The sequence below is a fragment of the Streptomyces aureus genome (genome assembly GCF_000725495.1).
In the GTDB taxonomy this organism is placed as follows: domain Bacteria; phylum Actinomycetota; class Actinomycetes; order Streptomycetales; family Streptomycetaceae; genus Streptomyces; species Streptomyces aureus_B.
In genome coordinates this window covers 64,119-79,380 of sequence record NZ_JNZD01000031.1, presented here as the reverse complement: position 1 = coordinate 79,380, position 15,262 = coordinate 64,119, and the positions used below count along the sequence as shown (strand labels likewise).

General features: G+C 72.8%; 17 protein-coding genes. 9 read left to right on the top strand and 8 right to left on the bottom strand.

Annotation, left to right across the window (positions count from 1 at the left end):
* On the bottom strand, nt 1-563 hold a 563-nt coding region (locus IO36_RS31170; protein WP_245173556.1), incomplete at its 3' end, for a transposase.
* 28 nt (nt 564-591) lie between these two features.
* On the opposite strand from IO36_RS31170, the gene IO36_RS45070 reads away from it, so the two are divergent.
* The gene (locus IO36_RS45070) at nt 592-753 is read left to right on the top strand and encodes an Arc family DNA-binding protein (RefSeq protein WP_037624644.1); all 162 of its coding nucleotides are present in this window, start codon (nt 592-594) and stop codon (nt 751-753) included.
* Between the two features lie 679 nt (nt 754-1,432).
* On the top strand, nt 1,433-2,707 hold the full coding sequence (locus IO36_RS31160) for a sulfite oxidase (protein ID WP_037624642.1): 1,275 nt from the start codon (nt 1,433-1,435) through the stop codon (nt 2,705-2,707).
* Nucleotides 2,708-2,771: 64 nt separating this feature from the next.
* Here IO36_RS31160 and IO36_RS31155 read toward each other — a convergent pair whose 3' ends face one another.
* From IO36_RS31155 to IO36_RS31135, 5 genes are all read right to left on the bottom strand, one after another.
* Complete coding sequence (locus IO36_RS31155; protein WP_037624672.1) at nt 2,772-3,656, bottom strand: universal stress protein; 885 nt, start codon at nt 3,654-3,656, stop codon at nt 2,772-2,774.
* A gap of 238 nt (nt 3,657-3,894) precedes the next feature.
* Nucleotides 3,895-4,401 (bottom strand): GNAT family N-acetyltransferase, encoded by a 507-nt coding sequence (locus IO36_RS31150; RefSeq protein WP_037624640.1) that lies wholly within the window; start codon nt 4,399-4,401, stop codon nt 3,895-3,897.
* On the bottom strand, nt 4,398-4,820 hold the full coding sequence (locus IO36_RS31145; RefSeq protein WP_037624638.1) for an arsenate reductase ArsC: 423 nt from the start codon (nt 4,818-4,820) through the stop codon (nt 4,398-4,400). Before IO36_RS31145 ends, IO36_RS31150 begins: the two co-directional genes overlap by 4 nt.
* 31 nt (nt 4,821-4,851) lie before the next feature.
* Nucleotides 4,852-5,595: an aquaporin gene (locus IO36_RS31140; RefSeq protein ID WP_037624636.1), complete on the bottom strand. Its 744-nt coding sequence runs from the start codon at nt 5,593-5,595 to the stop codon at nt 4,852-4,854.
* Nucleotides 5,592-5,972, bottom strand: a complete 381-nt coding sequence (locus tag IO36_RS31135; RefSeq protein WP_037624634.1) for an ArsR/SmtB family transcription factor — start codon at nt 5,970-5,972, stop codon at nt 5,592-5,594. The genes IO36_RS31140 and IO36_RS31135 overlap by 4 nt, the downstream gene beginning before the upstream one ends.
* A 79-nt stretch (nt 5,973-6,051) precedes the next feature.
* Between IO36_RS31135 and IO36_RS31130 the strand changes: the two genes are divergently transcribed.
* The gene (locus IO36_RS31130) at nt 6,052-6,528 is read left to right on the top strand and encodes an ArsI/CadI family heavy metal resistance metalloenzyme (RefSeq protein ID WP_037624632.1); all 477 of its coding nucleotides are present in this window, start codon (nt 6,052-6,054) and stop codon (nt 6,526-6,528) included.
* Between the two features lie 128 nt (nt 6,529-6,656).
* Here IO36_RS31130 and IO36_RS31125 read toward each other — a convergent pair whose 3' ends face one another.
* Nucleotides 6,657-7,283: a hypothetical protein gene (locus tag IO36_RS31125; RefSeq protein ID WP_037624631.1), complete on the bottom strand. Its 627-nt coding sequence runs from the start codon at nt 7,281-7,283 to the stop codon at nt 6,657-6,659.
* Nucleotides 7,284-7,486: 203 nt separating this feature from the next.
* Here IO36_RS31125 and IO36_RS31120 point away from each other — a divergent pair, with 203 nt between their 5' ends.
* The 6 genes from IO36_RS31120 (at nt 7,487) to IO36_RS31095 (ending at nt 14,386) form a co-directional block, all read left to right on the top strand.
* Nucleotides 7,487-8,107 carry a DoxX family membrane protein gene (locus IO36_RS31120; protein WP_037624629.1) on the top strand — a complete coding sequence of 207 codons (621 nt, stop codon included), beginning with the start codon at nt 7,487-7,489 and terminating at the stop codon, nt 8,105-8,107.
* 85 nt (nt 8,108-8,192) lie between these two features.
* The gene (locus tag IO36_RS31115; protein ID WP_037624626.1) at nt 8,193-9,128 is read left to right on the top strand and encodes a universal stress protein; all 936 of its coding nucleotides are present in this window, start codon (nt 8,193-8,195) and stop codon (nt 9,126-9,128) included.
* Between the two features lie 26 nt (nt 9,129-9,154).
* Complete coding sequence (locus tag IO36_RS31110) at nt 9,155-10,081, top strand: universal stress protein (RefSeq protein WP_051901090.1); 927 nt, start codon at nt 9,155-9,157, stop codon at nt 10,079-10,081.
* A gap of 185 nt (nt 10,082-10,266) precedes the next feature.
* On the top strand, nt 10,267-13,131 hold the full coding sequence (locus IO36_RS31105; protein ID WP_037624625.1) for a bifunctional acetate--CoA ligase family protein/GNAT family N-acetyltransferase: 2,865 nt from the start codon (nt 10,267-10,269) through the stop codon (nt 13,129-13,131).
* A gap of 12 nt (nt 13,132-13,143) precedes the next feature.
* A complete protein-coding gene (locus IO36_RS31100; RefSeq protein WP_037624624.1) occupies nt 13,144-13,872 on the top strand; it encodes a CBS domain-containing protein in 729 nt (242 codons plus the stop codon).
* Between the two features lie 16 nt (nt 13,873-13,888).
* On the top strand, nt 13,889-14,386 hold the full coding sequence (locus IO36_RS31095; protein WP_037624623.1) for a flavodoxin domain-containing protein: 498 nt from the start codon (nt 13,889-13,891) through the stop codon (nt 14,384-14,386).
* 185 nt (nt 14,387-14,571) lie between these two features.
* Here the strand turns inward: IO36_RS31095 and IO36_RS31090 are convergent, their stop codons facing one another.
* Nucleotides 14,572-15,153: an Rv1733c family protein gene (locus IO36_RS31090; protein WP_037624622.1), complete on the bottom strand. Its 582-nt coding sequence runs from the start codon at nt 15,151-15,153 to the stop codon at nt 14,572-14,574.
* Between the last annotated feature and the right edge of the window lie 109 nt (nt 15,154-15,262).

Here is a 15,262-nt window from a genome sequence, read left to right as displayed (position 1 = left end):
TTGCGGCCGGTGTCCTGGCGCTGCCGGGCGACCTTCTTGTGGACCTTGGCCGCCGCGCGGGACGCCGTCCGGTAGCCCTTCGACGCGGCCTTTCCTCGCGCTGGCTTCCGCCTCGCCATCTGCTTCTGGTACCGCGCCGGCTTCGCCGCGGCGGTCTTGCCGTGCTGCGGGTGGGGAAGGTCGTGGCTGTCGCTGGTGGTGGTGGCGGTCTCCTTGACGCCCCAGTCGATCCCGATCACCCGGCCGGTCTCCGGGAGTGGCTCGATGGCCGTCTCAACGACGAACGAGGCATACGGTACCGAGGCGCCTTCACGCAGCCACGCCATCGCGGCCCTGGCCTCGGTCAGCAGTTTGTCGAGCTGGGCGGGGCCGCACGTCGTCTTCTCGACGGTGCCCCGGTTCAGGCCGTGGACCTTGCGGGACATGGCCACGCATTCGTTCCACACCCACCGGCAGCGCGCCCACTCGGCCATGAGGCCGGCCCGCGCGGTCGACGACACGCGAAGGCGGTAGGTGTATCGGGCGTGCCCGGACTCCCCATCCGTCCCCTGTCGTGCCGTCATGCCACCACCGTACCAACACGATTGGGGTATGAATCATGAAGAAATACGCATCACGCTGCGCCTGCCCACCAACCTCCACGCGTGGTTGGTCGCCCAGGCCAAAGCCAATCGGCGGTCTCTCAACTCGGAGATCCTGCACCGCATCGAGGGCGACTACCGCGCCACGGTGGCAGACGCCGAATCGCCCTGACGGCGATTCGGCTTTCCCTGCCCTGCTCCGCAGGAGTCCGATTCTCCCCCGCAAGCGGGAGGTACCCCCACCCCGGCCTTAAGACCGGGGCATCCTCGGAGGTTCCCGGTGATGCGGGGGCCGCAGTGGCCGTGGGGCTGCGCGGCTGCTGGATCGGCGGTTTGCGGGACGGTGAGGCGGCGGGACTCTGGGACGGGGAACCATGGGACTGGGGACTGGGGACTGGGGACTGGGGACTGGGGATTGGGGACTGTGGGGTCGCTCGGCTGCCGGACAGCCGGACAGCCGGTCAACCGGTCAGCCGGTCAGCCGGTCCATCGGACAGCAGGCCCGCCGGACCGGTCCTCGACCTTCCCTCGAGGGCGCGTTGACGCGCTCGACCCCGCATGCTTACATCCCGCCATGCCGATGCCGGTTCCCTTGACCCGCCGCCGCTCCGTGGACCTCGTTCGCGTGGCCGCCGCGCTGTGTCGAGCGACCGACTGCCCGTCTGCCCCACGCGCCCGCGCCGACCTCCGCTGCCCAGGGCCGGCCCGGTGGTGAGCATCTGCCCGTCCTGAGCGTGACCGCCCCGGTTCGCGCCGAGCGGCCGCCACCGGGAAGGGTCGCGCCCGCTTTTGCCCCGTCCGCTTCAATCCCACGCCCTGTCCCGCTCGCCCCGACATGACGAGGACCTGCCATGCCGTTACCCGTTCCTGCCGGCCGACGCCATGAAGCCGAGTACGACCGCCGAAGACTGCGCCAGTGGCTCGCGGGTGAGGCCAGAGCCGACGGCGTCACCCGCCGTCGGCTGCTCACACTGCTGGCCGCGACCGCCGCCGGAAGCGCCCTCGGCACCGTGCGGCCCGCCCACGCCGCCGACCGGACGATCGTCAAACCGTTGCCCCCCGAGTGGTTCATCGAACGCGGCACCAACGCCGAGACCCGCTGGGAAGCCCTGAGCGGAACGGGCCACCACACCCCGAACGAGCTGTTCTTCGTGCGCAACCACACCGCCACCCCGGTCCTGGACGCCGACGACTGGCGGCTGCGCCTGTGGGGGAGCGGACTACGCGGGGCCCCCGGCGAGGACCGACCGGTGGAGTTCGGGTACGACGACCTGCGCAAGCTGCCGGCCGTCACCAGGACCGCCTTCGTCGAATGCACCGGCAACGGCCGCTCGTACTACACGACGCAACAGGGCGAGACGGTCGCCGGCACCCCGTGGACCCTGGGTGCGATCGGCGTCGCACGCTGGCGCGGGGTGCGCTTGGCCGACGTGCTGCGCAGGGCCGGGCTGTCACACGGGGCCGTGGACATACAGCCGCGTGGCCTGGACGCCGAATATGTGAGCGGCGGCGAGAACCTGGGCCGGGTGCGCCGACCGCTGCCGCTCGCCAAGGCCCTGGACGACGTCCTGCTCGCGTACGAGATGAACGGCGAGCGGCTTCCGTACGACCACGGTCATCCGGTACGGGTGCTGGTGCCCTCCTGGATAGGAATCGCCTCGATCAAGTGGGTCGGCGACATCGAGGTGTCCGCGCAGCCGCTGTTCTCACCCTGGAACACCACCTTCTACCGGCTGTTCGGACCCGCCTACCCCGAGGGCGGCAGCGCCCCGCTCACCCGGCAGGTGACGAAGAGCGCCTTCGAGCTGGCGAGCGGGGCCACGTTCGAGGCGGGCCGCCGGCACGTGCTGCACGGCCGGTCGTGGTCGGGCGCGGGAGCCGTCGCCAGGGTCGACGTCAGTACGGACGGCGGCACCACCTGGCGGCCCGCCCACCTGCGCGACAAGCCCAGCAGCGGCACGTGGACCCGCTGGTCGCTCGGCTGGAACCCCGGCACACCGGGTCCCACCCACCTTCTGGCCCGTGCCACTGACACCACGGGCCGAACCCAGCCCGACATCGCCGTGCCCAACACACAGGGGTACTTGTTCGACGGGGTGGTACGGCATCCGGTGAGCGTCGTCTGACGGCCCCGTCCGGGTCCAGCAGGTGAGGGGGCTCCGGCCGGGGCCTTGACCGTACACGCGTCGGTCACTCGTGCGGGACGACGGCGACCGGGCACGGGACGTGGTGCAGGACGGCGTGGGTGACCGGACCGGTGTGCGCACCGAGCCGGGCCGGACGAATCCGGCGGCCGACGACGAGCAGGCACGCGTCCCGGGCCGCGTGCAGCAGCAGGTCGGCGGGACGGCCGTTCCGCACCTGGGCGAGGACCTCGACTCCGGGGAACCGGTCTCCCCAACGCTTCAGCGTCGAGGCCACGGCCTGCTCGGCGTCCTCCTGTCCGGTCAGATCCTCCGCGCCCGGTCCCAGGGCACCCGGCGGACGCCACGCGTGCACCATGCGCAGCGGAGCCGAGCGCAGGGCCGCGCTCTCGAAGGCGAACGCCAGGACGTCCGTGCACCGGTGGTCCGGGTCCAGGCCCACCACGACCTCGCGGTGCGGGCGGCGCCCCGTCGCATCGCCGTCGGTTACTGCCTCCCGCGCACTCCCGGAGGTCTCGTCGGCCCGCACCAGAACGGCCGGCCGGGTGAGCCGGGCCACCGTGGCCAGCGCCACGGAACCCGCCAGGAATCCCCCGACGCCGCCGAGCGCCCGGTTGCCGAGCACCAGCAGTTCGGCCTCTTCCGCGGCCGCGACGAGAGCCTCGACCGGCGGCAGGGAGAGCTGTTCGGAGCTCAGGTACAGCCGCGGATAGCGCTCATCGAGCCGGTCCACGGCCTCGCGCAGGATCCGCCGGGCCCAGTAGCGGGGCGCGTCGAGCTCGGGGAGCGTGGACGGCTCCGCCGGCATCGCCTCCCACGCGTGCACCAGCCGCAGCGGCGCGCCACGCCGCAGCGCTTCCCGGGCCGCCCAGTCGGCGGCGGCAAGGCTCTCCCGCGAACCGTCCAGTCCTACGACAACGGGGCGAAGCACGGTCAACACCTCCCGGATCTTGGCCGGCGCCCGGCGCCAGGGGCCCCGGGCCTGCACCACCAGGGTCGTGGAGCACGGCCCGGAGGGGCAGGGGCCACGATGCCCTTTCCCGGGGCCGAATGGACCTTTGGGACGGTGCCGAAGCCGGGCCACAGGGGAGCCGGGAGCCGGCGGTCCAACCTGCGGTGGCAACGTGTGCGGCTCGGATCCGATGAGTGCACGAAACGCCCTGATCGTCTTACGCCACGGAGTGGCTCCGTCGCTCGATCAGGACGACGTCCCGCCATGTGCCGTGAAGCCGGCCGATGCGTTCGCGGGTTCCGACGACCCGGAAGCCCATCCTGCGGTGCAGTGCGAGGCTGCCGGTGTTCTCCGGGAAGACGCCTGACTGAATGGTCCAGATGCCCGCGAGTTCGGTGGACTTGATCAGGGCGTCGAGCAGGGTCGCGCCGACGCCCTGGCCGCGGGCGTCGGGGTGGACGTACACGGAGTGTTCGACCACTCCCGCGTACACGCACCGGTCCGACACCGGAACCGCGGCGGCCCAGCCGAGCACCGCGCCGGAAGCGTCGAGGGCGACGTGTCGGTGGCCGGACAGCTTGGTGGCGTCGAAGTGCTCCCAGCTGGGCGCGGTCGTCTCGAAGGTGGCGTTGCCCTCGTCGATGCCGAGTTGGTAGATCCTCAACACCTCGTCGGCGTGCTCGGGAGCCATGGCCACGAGGCGAACCTCGGTCGCGGCGGTCATGGCTGGCTCGTCGGCGCGATCTCGTCGATCAGGACGCGGATGCGCGTCTCGATCTCGTCGCGGATCGGGCGTACGGCGTCCACGCCCTGTCCGGCCGGGTCCTGGAGTGTCCAGTCGAGGTAGCGCTTGCCGGGGAAGACGGGGCAGGTGTCGCCGCAGCCCATCGTGATGACGACGTCCGAGGCTCGTACGGCCTCGGTGGTGAGGACCTTGGGGACCTCGGCCGAGACGTCGATGCCCACCTCCGCCATGGCCTCCACTACGGCCGGGTTGACCGTCGCGGCGGGCGCCGAACCGGCGGAGCGCACCTGGACGCGGTCGCCCGCGAGGTATGTGAGGAACGCGGCGGCCATCTGCGAGCGACCGGCGTTGTGCACGCAGACGAAGAGCACGGAGGGCTGCTCTGCGGGAGTGTTCATGGCGGATGTGCCTTCTGGTGGAGAGAACGGATCAGGGGGCTGCCGGGGCGGCGAGTTCGGGTTCGGCCGCAATGCCGACGGGCGCCGCTGGTGTGGGCGCCGGGCGCCCGAAGACCAGGGTCACCAGGCCCAGGCCCAGTGCGGCACCCGCCAGTTGGGCGGCGACGAACGGGCCGAGGGAGCCGGGGGCGATCCCGGCGAAGGTGTCGGTGAAGGCCCGGCCGATGGTGACAGCTGGGTTCGCGAACGAGGTGGAGGACGTGAACCAGTAGGCCGCGCCGATGTACGAGGCCACGGCCGCGGGTGTGAACCGGGCGTGCTCGGTGCGGGCCAGGCCGAAGATCAGCAGGATCAGCCCGGCGGTCGCGACGACCTCACCCAGCCACAGGTGACCCGCGAAGCGGTCGTGGGTGGACCACCGGACGAGGGGCCTGCCGAACATCGCGTCCGCAAGGACCGCGCCTGCGACGGCCCCCGTGATCTGGGCCGGGACGTAGGCGGCGACCTCGCGCCAGGACGGTCCGTCCGCGCTGCGGCGGCCCGAAGCCCACGCGGCGAGGGTGACGGCCGGATTGAAGTGCGCGCCGGACACCGGTCCCAGCAGCAGGATCAGCACGCCCAGACCGAACACCGTGGCCAGCGAGTTGGCGAGCAGTTGCACGCCCACGTCATGGGTCAGCTCGGTGGCCTGGATGCCGGAGCCCACGACCACGGCGACCAGGGCGGCCGTGCCGACGAACTCCGCGACGACCCGTCGCGTCAGGGGGAGGCTCACGCGGTCGCCTCGGTGGGCCGTGACGTCGTGAGGAAGACGGCGAGGCGGTCGAGGGTGGCGGGCAGGGCCCAGTAGTAGACCCACGTGCCCCGGCGTTCGCAGTCGATCAGACCGGCCTGCCGCAACAGTTTGAGATGGTGCGAGATCGTCGGCTGGGACAGGTCGAAGGCCGGGGTCAGGTCGCAGACGCAGACCTCGCCGCCCGCCCGGGAGGCGATCATCGACATCAGCCGCAGGCGCACGGGATCACCCAACGCCTTGAACAGCTTGGCCAGTTCGGCCGCCTGATCCTCGTCCAGTGGCGCGGTCGCCAGACCGGGACAGCACGCGTCGCTCTCCTCGTCCTGGCCGAGGACCACAAGCTCTTGCTTCGACATTCATCAATATTGACACCCGTCGATCCAAGATGCAAGCTTGCATCGAAGAACTTCAATGCAGGCCGAACGGAGATCCGCCATGTCCCGTGCCCAGCTCGCCCTTCGCGTCAGCGACCTCGAAGCGTCGATCACCTTCTACTCAAAGCTGTTCGGCACCGAACCGGCCAAGCGGCGCGAGGGCTACGCCAACTTCGCCATCACCGAGCCCCCGCTCAAGCTCGTCCTCATCGAGGGCGCCCCCGGTGAGGAGACCCGCCTCGACCACCTCGGCGTCGAGGTCGAGTCCACCGACCAGGTCATCGCCGCCACGACCCGCCTCAAGGACGCCGGCCTGGCCACCTTCGAGGAGAATGACACCTCCTGCTGCTACGCCCTCCAGGACAAGGTGTGGGTCCACGGCCCCGGCAGGGAGCCGTGGGAGGTGTACGTCGTCAAGGCCGACGCCGACATCCTCGGCAAGAGCGCCGACGCGACCGGGACCGGCGACGGCTGCTGCACCGGCCAGGCCGCCGAAGAAGTGACCCCCGCAGGGGTCGGATGCGCCTGCGGCCAGTAGCGCAGCCACATCCGTGGAACGGCGGAAGCCCACAACGTCTGAACTGGTCGACGCTGTGGGCTTCTTCGCTGTCGTGGGTCAACCGGACCGGTGACCCGTACGCCGGTTGATGCGGTCGTGCGGACAGCTCAGGCGTGTGCCTGCTCGTCGGTCGGCTTGCGACGGCCTCCGTATGAGATGACCAGTGCGTCGGCGACCGCCGCCGCGTCCGCGTCGGCCACCTCCGCCGGATACTCCGGCAGCAGGTCGTCCCAGACCGGCAGCCACGACCCGTACAGCTGGGCTTGTCCCTCGGGCCGGGCGAAGAACCAGATGTGCAGGTGCGCGGCTCCGTCGCCGATCCGGTAGACGTGGGCCCGGGACACATGCGGCAGCGCCTGCACATGGCGCACGATGTGCGTGGTGAGCACCCCGAGTTCGGCGGCCATGTCGTCGGGCAGGTCCGCCATGTCGTGGTGGTCCAGGGGGAACAGCATGAGGACCAACGGCACGCCCACGCCCGTGACGCGGGCCAGCCGCCAGCGTTCGTTGAACCAGACGCCCTGGTCCCGCTCGCTGCACAGGTCGCAGTTCGCCGGATCCTCGCCGTGCCGATCCGCCTCGGGCAGAGTCGGCGGCCGGAGCGGCGAGACGCGAAGTCCTTCTGGTTCGAAGGGACTTATCTCCCAGCCGGTCATGCGCGCCAACGGAAGCCGAAGCTCGCTGTCGGCGGCGGCGCGTGCGTGGTCGTAGAACTCGTCAGGTCGTAGGGCCATGATCGGAGACTAGCTGGCCCAGGGGCGCACCCGGCTGTGCAGAGCACGCGCTGCGGTGTTCGGAGGAGGCTTCCAACAGGCCTTCGACACAGGGCCGTTCGGCCCCATAGAGACAGCCTTTCGGCATCGGGCACCCGGCGTCGCGCGCCACGAGAGTAGGACGCGTCAGGCAACGACCCGGCTCTCCCGAGGGGACTCCCGTCATGGCCGTTCACCAGCACCCGCACCGTGGCTCCGGCTTCCGTCTGTCCGCCGTCCTGCGCGGGCGGCGGACCGCGTCGGCCTCCGGGACCGCCGTGGCGACGGACACCGGCCCGGCCTACGCCCTCGCCTTGCTGCGCGTGCTCACCGGCTTCGTCTTCCTGTGGGCCTTCCTCGACAAGACCTTCGGCCTCGGCTACGCGACCCAGTCCGGCAAGGGCTGGATCGACGGCGGCTCGCCGACCAAGGGTTTCCTGAGCTCGGTCGCCGCGGGGCCGATGCAGTCCACGTTCCATGCCTGGGCCGGAGCCGCCTGGGCGGACTGGCTGTTCATGCTCGGTCTGCTCGGCATCGGTGTGGCCCTGACGACCGGGGTCGCGCTGCGCCTCGCCGCCGTCGCGGGCACGGTGATGATGGCGTTCATGTGGCTCGCCGAGTGGCCGCCCGCCCGGCACCTGGCCGACGGATCGCCGAGCATGTCGACCAACCCCTTCGCCGACTACCACCTCGTGTACGCCGCCGCCCTGATCGTCCTGGCCCTCACCGCCGCCGGCGACACGCTGGGCGCCGGCCGGATCTGGGCCCGGCTGCCGTTCGTACGCGACCACCGCTGGCTGCGCTGAACGCCCCGACCGACCCCTGTGCATCCCGCACCCCGCCCCGAACAACGCCCCGCAACCCGCACCACCCCCACAGGAGTTGAACACCATGCCCCGCACCGTCACCGTAGGTCTCGACGGCTCGCTCGAGAGCCGGGCCGCCGCCGCATGGGCGGCGCGCGAGGCCGCACTGCGTGACCTGCCCCTGAAGCTCGTTCACGTGTGGGAGCCCGTGCCCGAGCCGATGGCGCAGGCCTCGGGTACGGACACCGGGACGCGGCAGCACCGCAGCGAGCGCAGCGAGATGCGGGTACCCCCGGCCGAAGGCCGGAGGAGGATCCCCCGTGAGGCCGCCGAGGCCGTACGGCAGCTCCACCCGGAGCTCGAGGTGGTCACCGAGCAGCTCCCCGGCCGTCCGGCCGACGTGCTGGTGCAGGCGGCGGAGGACGCCGAACTGCTGGTGCTCGGCTCCCGCGGCCTCGGTGGACTCGGCGGCTTCATGGTCGGCTCCGTCGGCCTGTCCGTCGTCGCGCGCGTCCAGCGCCCCGTGGTGCTGGTCCGGGCGCCGGGGCAGGCCGCCGACGAGCCCGCGACCCACGCCGACGGCGCGTCCATCCCCGTCCCGCCGGTCGTCCTCGGGCTCGACGTCGAGCACCCGGACGAGGCGCTGATCGCCTTCGCCTTCGAGGCCGCCCGGCGCCGGGAGACCTCGCTGCGGGTCGTCCACACCTGGTACCCGCCGCCGTACTACGCGTACGGCACCCCGGTGAATCCCGCGCTCCACGAGGCCCTCGCGCTGAGCGCCGAGGCGGAACTGGAGAAGGTCCTCAGCCCCTGGCGGACCCGCTTCCCGGACGTCGAGGTCGCCGAACTCACCCGGTACGGCAGCCCCGCGGATCACCTGGTCAAGGCCTCCCAAGGCGCCGCCCTGATCGTCGTGGGACGCAACGCCCGCCATCTCCCCCTCGGCGCCCACATCGGCCACACCACGCACTCCGTCCTGCACCACGCCGGTGTCCCCGTCGCCGTCGTCCCGCACGACTGACCACCGTCCCCGAGGAGAGCAGACGCATGAACGCAGCAGTCGTACGAGAATCCGGTGAACCCCAGGCCCGTGGGACGGACCCCGCGGAACGGCCCCTGGTCGTCGGCGTGGACGGATCCGAGCCGAGCCTGCGGGCCGTGGACTGGGCGGCCGACGAGGCCGCGCTGCGGGGCGTGCCGCTGCGGGTGGTGTACGCCTCCCTCTGGGAGCGCTACGAGGGCACGGCACTCGCCGGTGAGCACCGGCCGTCCGAGGAGGTCCGCGCCGACGACATCGTGGGGGTGGCCGCGCGCCGGGCACGGAAGCGGCACCCGGACCTCGACGTCTCGACCGCGGTCCTCGCCGAGGAGCCGGAGTACGCCCTGGTGCGGGAGGGACGCGAGGCCGCCGCTCTGGTGCTCGGCACTCGGGGCCGCAGCGGCTTCGTCGAGATGCTCCTCGGCTCCGTCAGCCTCGCGGTCGCCGCGTACGCCGACTGCCCGGTGATCGTGCTCCGCGGCGGCCACGACACCCACGTCGCCGACGCCACCGCGCGGCGCGTGGTCGTGGGGGTCGGCGAGTCGGGGAAGGACTCGGCGGCGATGCGCTTCGCCGTGGCGGAGGCGAGGCTGCGCGGGGTGCCCCTGGAGGCCGTACGGGCCTGGCGCTGCCCGGCGCACGAGAGCGTCGACCATCCGCTGCTCGCCGGTGAGCCCGCGCGGCTGCACGAGGAGCAGGCCGTCGCGACGCTGGACGAGGCGCTGAAAGGTGCGCCGGCCGACCTCGACCTAGGCCGCCGCACCGTGGAGGGGCCCGCCCGCCACGTCCTCCTCGCCGCGTCCGAGGGCGCCGGGCTGCTCGTGGTTGGCGCCCGGCGCCGTCCCGGACGCCTCGGCCTCCAGCTCGGCCGCGTCGCCCACGGGGTCCTGCACCACGCCGCCTGCCCGGTCGCCGTGGTCCCCGAAGCGGAGTAAGAGGCCCAGGTCTCCCGTACACCGCCCCGGTGCTGCAGCAGCTCAGGGCCACTGTCCGGGAGGGGAGGGGCCGGTCGGCGGGGGAGGGTGGGCCGACCGGCCCCGGGGCGGCCCCGTCCAGCCCCTGGGTTCCCCGTCCGCTTCGCCGGACGATCGAAGTACCGAGTGATCGGAGGAGATCCGCGATGACGGACGACCTGCTCGAACGGCACCCCGTCCACGCCCTGCTCACCGACGGCACCACCGCCTGCATCAGGCCGGTGCTCCCCGGCGACCACGACCGGCTGCGCGACTTCTACGAACGGATGGCGCTCGAGAACCTCCGGCTGCGGTTCTTCTCGGCGAGCCGGCGCTCGGGTGCCCAGGCCGCGGATCGGGCCTGCGCCCCCGCCCGCCCGGGCTACCGCGCCCTGGTGGCCGAGGCCGGCGGCAGGGTGATCGGCCTGGCCGAGTACGACACCGGAAGCCAGAACACCGGAGCACAGGGCACCAGCGCGCAGGGCACCGGAACGCGGGCCACGGCAGCGCAGGGCACCGGAACGCGGGCCGCCGCAGCGAAAGACGCCGCAGCGAAGGACACCGAAACGCGGAACACCGGACCGCAGGACACCGTGGCGGAGAGCGCCCCGGGGGGAGCCGAGGAAGGCGCCGCAGAGATCTCCATCGCCGTCGCCGACGGCCTCCACCACCGGGGCGTGGGCACACTCCTCGTCGAGCATCTCGTCTCGGCGGCCCGGTCCGAGGGCATCACCACCTTCACCGCCGACGCCCTCGGCGAGAACCACGAGGTCCTCCGGCTCTTCGCCGACCTCGGCCTGCGCACCACGCGCCGCTTCGAAGGGCCGGAGGTCCGCTGCACGATCCACCTCGACCAGGACAACGCCTACCTGTCCGCGGTCGAGTCCCGTGGCCGCGCCGCCGACGTGGCCAGTCTGCTGCCCCTGCTCCAGCCCTCCACGGTCGCCGTGGTCGGAGCCGGACGCACACCGGGCTCGGTCGGCCGGGCCGTGCTGCACCACCTGCGCACCGGCGGGTTCACCGGTCGCCTCTTCGCCGTGAACCCCCACGTCGAGTCGGTGCTCGGGGTGCCGTCGCATCCGTCGGTCGCGGCCCTGCCGAAGACGCCCGACCTCGTCGTCGTGGCCGTACCGGCCGCCGCGGTGCCCGCCGTGGCAGAGGAATGCGGGAAGGCCGGGGTCCGCGCCCTCGTCGTCGTCACCGCCGGACTCGACCACGCCCAGGCCGAGGCCCTGCTGGCCGCCTGCCGTACGCACGGCATGCGGCTCGTCGGGCCCAACTGCCTCGGGGTCTCCAACACCGCCCTGGACCTGAGCCTCGACGCGACCTTCGCCGCCGGCCACCCCCGCCCCGGCACCGCGGGCATCGCCGTGCAGTCCGGGGGCGTCGGCATCGCCCTGCTCGACGGGCTGTCCCGCCTCGGCATCGGGGTGTCGTCCTTCGCCTCCCTCGGCGACAAGTTCGACGTCAGCGGCAACGACATGCTCCAGTGGTGGGAGAGCGACGGCCGCACCGAACTCGCCCTGCTGCACCTGGAGTCCTTCGGCAACCCGCGCGCCTTCTCCCGTACCGCACGCCGCGTCACCCGGCGGATCCCGGTGCTCACCGTGGACGCGGGCCGCACCGACGCCGGCCGCCGGGCCGCCGCCTCCCACACCGCGGCCGCCGCCACCCGCACCATGACCCGCCAAGCCCTCTTCACCCAGGCGGGCATCACCGCGACCCGCTCGGTGGGCGAACTCCTCGAGACCGCGGCCCTGTTGCACTCCCAGCCGCTGCCCGAAGGCCCTCGCGTCGCCGTCGTCACCAACGCGGGCGGAGCCGGCGTACTCACCGCCGACGCCTGCGCGGAGGCGGGGCTCGTCCTTCCCCCGCTCACCCCCGCGATGGTCGACGACCTCCTCGCCGTCCTGCCCGAGGGCGCCACCGCCGGGAACCCGGTCGACGCCACGGCCGCCGTGTCCGAGGAGCAGCTCACCGCATGCGTCGACCGTCTCGTCCGGTGCCCCGGCATCGACACCGTCGTCGTGGCACTCGTCCCCACCGCGATCGCCGCCGCCACCGGCGACGACCTCGTCCGCGCCCTTACCACCGCACCCGGGCGCAGGGCCCGGCCGGTGGTCGCCGTACGGCTGGACCAGGACCGCTCCGTGCGGTTGCTGCCCGCCGCCGACGACACCACCGTCCCGTCGTACGCCGAACCGCAGTCCGCGGCCCGCGCCCTGGCCCACGCCACCCGGCGCACCGCCTGGCTCGCCCAGCCCGCCGGAACCGTGCCCGGCCTGGAGGGCATCGAGCCGGAGCGGGCCCGTACGGTCGTCGAGGAGTACCTCGCATTCCACCCCGACGGAGGCTGGCTCGACCCGCGCACCTGCGCCGCCCTGCTCACCTGCTACGGCATCCCGCAGATCCCGTGGGCCTGGGCCGACCACGAGGACGACGCCGTGCTCGCCGCCGACCGGCTGCGCGGCTTCGACGGCCGGGTGGTGATGAAGGCCCACTGGCCCGGCCTCCTGCACAAGACGCAGCAGCACGCCGTCCACCTCGACCTGCGCGGCGACGCCCAGATCCGGGCCGCGTACCGGGACCTGGAGACCCGCTTCGCCGGCCTCATGACCGGCGTGGTCCTGCAGCCCCTCGCCGACCGCGGCACCGAACTCCTCGCAGGCGTCGTCCAGGACGAGGTCTTCGGCCCGCTCGTCCTGTTCGGGCTCGGCGGTACGGCGACCGACGTGCTGGCCGACCACGCCGCCCGGCTCGCCCCCCTGACCGACCGCGACGTGCACGACCTGATCACCTCGCCGCGCTGCGCCCCGCTGCTGCTGGGCGCGGACGGCCACCGAGCCGTCGACCTCGAACGGCTGGAACAGTTGCTGCACCGGCTGTCCCGGATGGCGGCGGACCTGCCGCAGCTCGCCGAGGCCGATCTCAATCCCGTCCTGGCGACACCGGGCGGCATCACCGTGCTGGACGCACGGGTACGGCTGCTGCCGCGCCGCCCCAAGGACCCGTACCTGCGCAGACTGCGCTGAGGAGGAACGGCCATGCGACACGACAAGATCGGCTCCGTGATGACCACGGACGTCGTCCGCGCCGAGTACGGCACACCGTTCAAGGAGGTGGCCCGGCTGCTCGCCGAACACCGGATCAGCGGGCTGCCGGTGGTGGACGAGGACGACAAGGTCATCGGCGTCCTGTCGGAGACGGACCTGTTGGCGCACACGGCGAGCACGCCGGACCCGTACGAGCCGGACCATCACACGAGGTTCACCGGTCTGATCCCCGGCGCCCGGCGCCGGGCCGCCAAGAAGGCTCGTACCGCCGGCGGGCTGATGACCGTGCCGGCCGTCACCGTGCACGCCGACGACACCCTCGTCCAGGCCACCCGCACGATGGCCCAGAGGCACGTAGACCGGCTGCCCGTGCTCGACGAGGAGGACCGGCTCGTCGGGATCGTCACGCGCGGCGACCTCCTCAAGGTCTTCCTGCGGCCCGACGAGGACATACGGCGCGAGGTGATCGACGAGGTCCTGGTGCGCTCGCTGTGGCTGGCGCCGCGCAGCGTCGAGGTCTCCGTGACGGAGGGCGTCGTCACCCTCACCGGCAGCATGGAGCGCAAGAGCGAGACCGTGATCGCCGTGTCGATGACGCGGCGGCTCGACGGTGTGGTGGACGTGGTCTCCCACCTCACCCACCGGCTGGACGACGCGCGACTGCGTCCCGACGACCGCGCGCCGCACGGCGTGGCCGAGGACTGGCTGCGCCGGCTGTGAAAGGAGGCGGACCGTCATGACCGGCACCGTGTTGGTCACTTACGGAACGACGAACGGATCCACGGCGGAGATCGCCGAAGCGGTCGCCGACATCTTGCGGGAGCAGGGGCTCGGCGTCCAGGTCCTTCCCGCCGCGTCCGTGACGAGCCTGACGTCCTACGACGCCGTCGTGGTCGGCGGCGGGCTCTACGCGGGGCGCTGGCAGAAGGACGCCCGGCGGTTCGTGCGCCGGTACCGCGCGCCGCTCGCGGAGCGACCGGTGTGGTTCTTCAGCAGCGGACCGCTCGACGCCTCCGCCGGAGAACGCGACATCCCGCCCGTACGAGGTGTCCAGCGTGCCATGACCCGGCTGGACGCCAGGGGACACGTCACCTTCGGCGGGTGCCTGAAGGAAGGGGCCAAGGGGCGGATCGCCAAGATGATCCTCAGCTCCGGCAAGGGCGGGGACTTCCGGGACTTCGACGCCGTGAAGGAGTGGGCGAAGGGGATCGGGGCGTCGCTGGCCCGCGTGTAGGCGACGGCGTGTGTGCGGCGTCCCTGCGGCGCGAGCCGGCTGAGGGATCGGCACGAGGAAGGGCCCCGGACCGTGGCGGTCCGGGGCCCTTCCTCGTCGCGTATGCCGACCGGGCCCGAAACCGTAGGGAGGCCACCCGGTCCCCGAGCCCCGTCCTGACGTCACGGAGTCCGATGCCCCCGACGTCACGGAGTCCTGTGTCCCCAGCCCGGCTCCACCAGACTCCACTCCCGGCCCCACGCGTCGAGCCGGCGGCGGTCGAGGCGCCACTTCGCGGCCGCGCCCGCGCCGAACACCAGGCCGGCGAGCGCGGCGGCGGACGCGGTTCCCAGCACGCCCGATTCGACCGCCGCCTGCGTGGAGGTCGGCGGCGCGGGGGAGAGCCGGCCGTGGCCGTCCTGCCAGACCGTCACCGGGGACCCGGCCGTGGTGCCGGTGTCCACCAGGGTCCGTCCGGTGCGGGTCGAACCGTCGGGTGCCGTCCAGCGCACGGACGTCATCAGCCGGCCCGAGGTCCCGCGGGGCACGGTGGCGGTCGCCGGGACGCCGCGCACGACCAGGGCGGTGACGGGCTGCCGTTCGGCCCGCTGCCGCGCGAACGCGTCGTCCGCGGCCCGGGCGGTGACCATTCCGGCGGCCGTTCCGCCCACGGTGAAGACCGTCCAGACGGCGAGGACGATCCAGGCCTCGGCGACGTCCTCGCGTCGTCGCAGCGGGTTGGCGCGCCACCGCCACAACCGCTTCCTCGCGTACCCGCCACGGGGCATCGGTCCGCACCTCCTTCGTCTCCAGCGTCGCTTCGTGGTGACACTTCCGACGGTGGCACCCGAAGCCGTCCGGGAGCAGGGGCCGACCAGGCGTCGCGGGAGGGCCGCT

Bases quoted from the DNA above. Each gene is read 5' to 3' on its own strand.
- IO36_RS31120 (WP_037624629.1), top strand. From the start codon at position 7,487: ATGGCCGTTCACCAGCACCCGCACCGTGGCTCCGGCTTCCGTCTGTCC.
- IO36_RS31145 (WP_037624638.1), bottom strand. From the start codon at position 4,820: ATGAACACTCCCGCAGAGCAGCCCTCCGTGCTCTTCGTCTGCGTGCAC.
- IO36_RS31150 (WP_037624640.1), bottom strand. From the start codon at position 4,401: ATGACCGCCGCGACCGAGGTTCGCCTCGTGGCCATGGCTCCCGAGCAC.
- IO36_RS31100 (WP_037624624.1), top strand. From the start codon at position 13,144: ATGCGACACGACAAGATCGGCTCCGTGATGACCACGGACGTCGTCCGC.
- IO36_RS31125 (WP_037624631.1), bottom strand. From the start codon at position 7,283: ATGGCCCTACGACCTGACGAGTTCTACGACCACGCACGCGCCGCCGCC.
- IO36_RS31115 (WP_037624626.1), top strand. From the start codon at position 8,193: ATGCCCCGCACCGTCACCGTAGGTCTCGACGGCTCGCTCGAGAGCCGG.
- IO36_RS45070 (WP_037624644.1), top strand. From the start codon at position 592: ATGAATCATGAAGAAATACGCATCACGCTGCGCCTGCCCACCAACCTC.
- IO36_RS31110 (WP_051901090.1), top strand. From the start codon at position 9,155: ATGAACGCAGCAGTCGTACGAGAATCCGGTGAACCCCAGGCCCGTGGG.
- IO36_RS31090 (WP_037624622.1), bottom strand. From the start codon at position 15,153: ATGCCCCGTGGCGGGTACGCGAGGAAGCGGTTGTGGCGGTGGCGCGCC.
- IO36_RS31130 (WP_037624632.1), top strand. From the start codon at position 6,052: ATGTCCCGTGCCCAGCTCGCCCTTCGCGTCAGCGACCTCGAAGCGTCG.
- IO36_RS31160 (WP_037624642.1), top strand. From the start codon at position 1,433: ATGCCGTTACCCGTTCCTGCCGGCCGACGCCATGAAGCCGAGTACGAC.
- IO36_RS31095 (WP_037624623.1), top strand. From the start codon at position 13,889: ATGACCGGCACCGTGTTGGTCACTTACGGAACGACGAACGGATCCACG.
- IO36_RS31105 (WP_037624625.1), top strand. From the start codon at position 10,267: ATGACGGACGACCTGCTCGAACGGCACCCCGTCCACGCCCTGCTCACC.
- IO36_RS31135 (WP_037624634.1), bottom strand. From the start codon at position 5,972: ATGTCGAAGCAAGAGCTTGTGGTCCTCGGCCAGGACGAGGAGAGCGAC.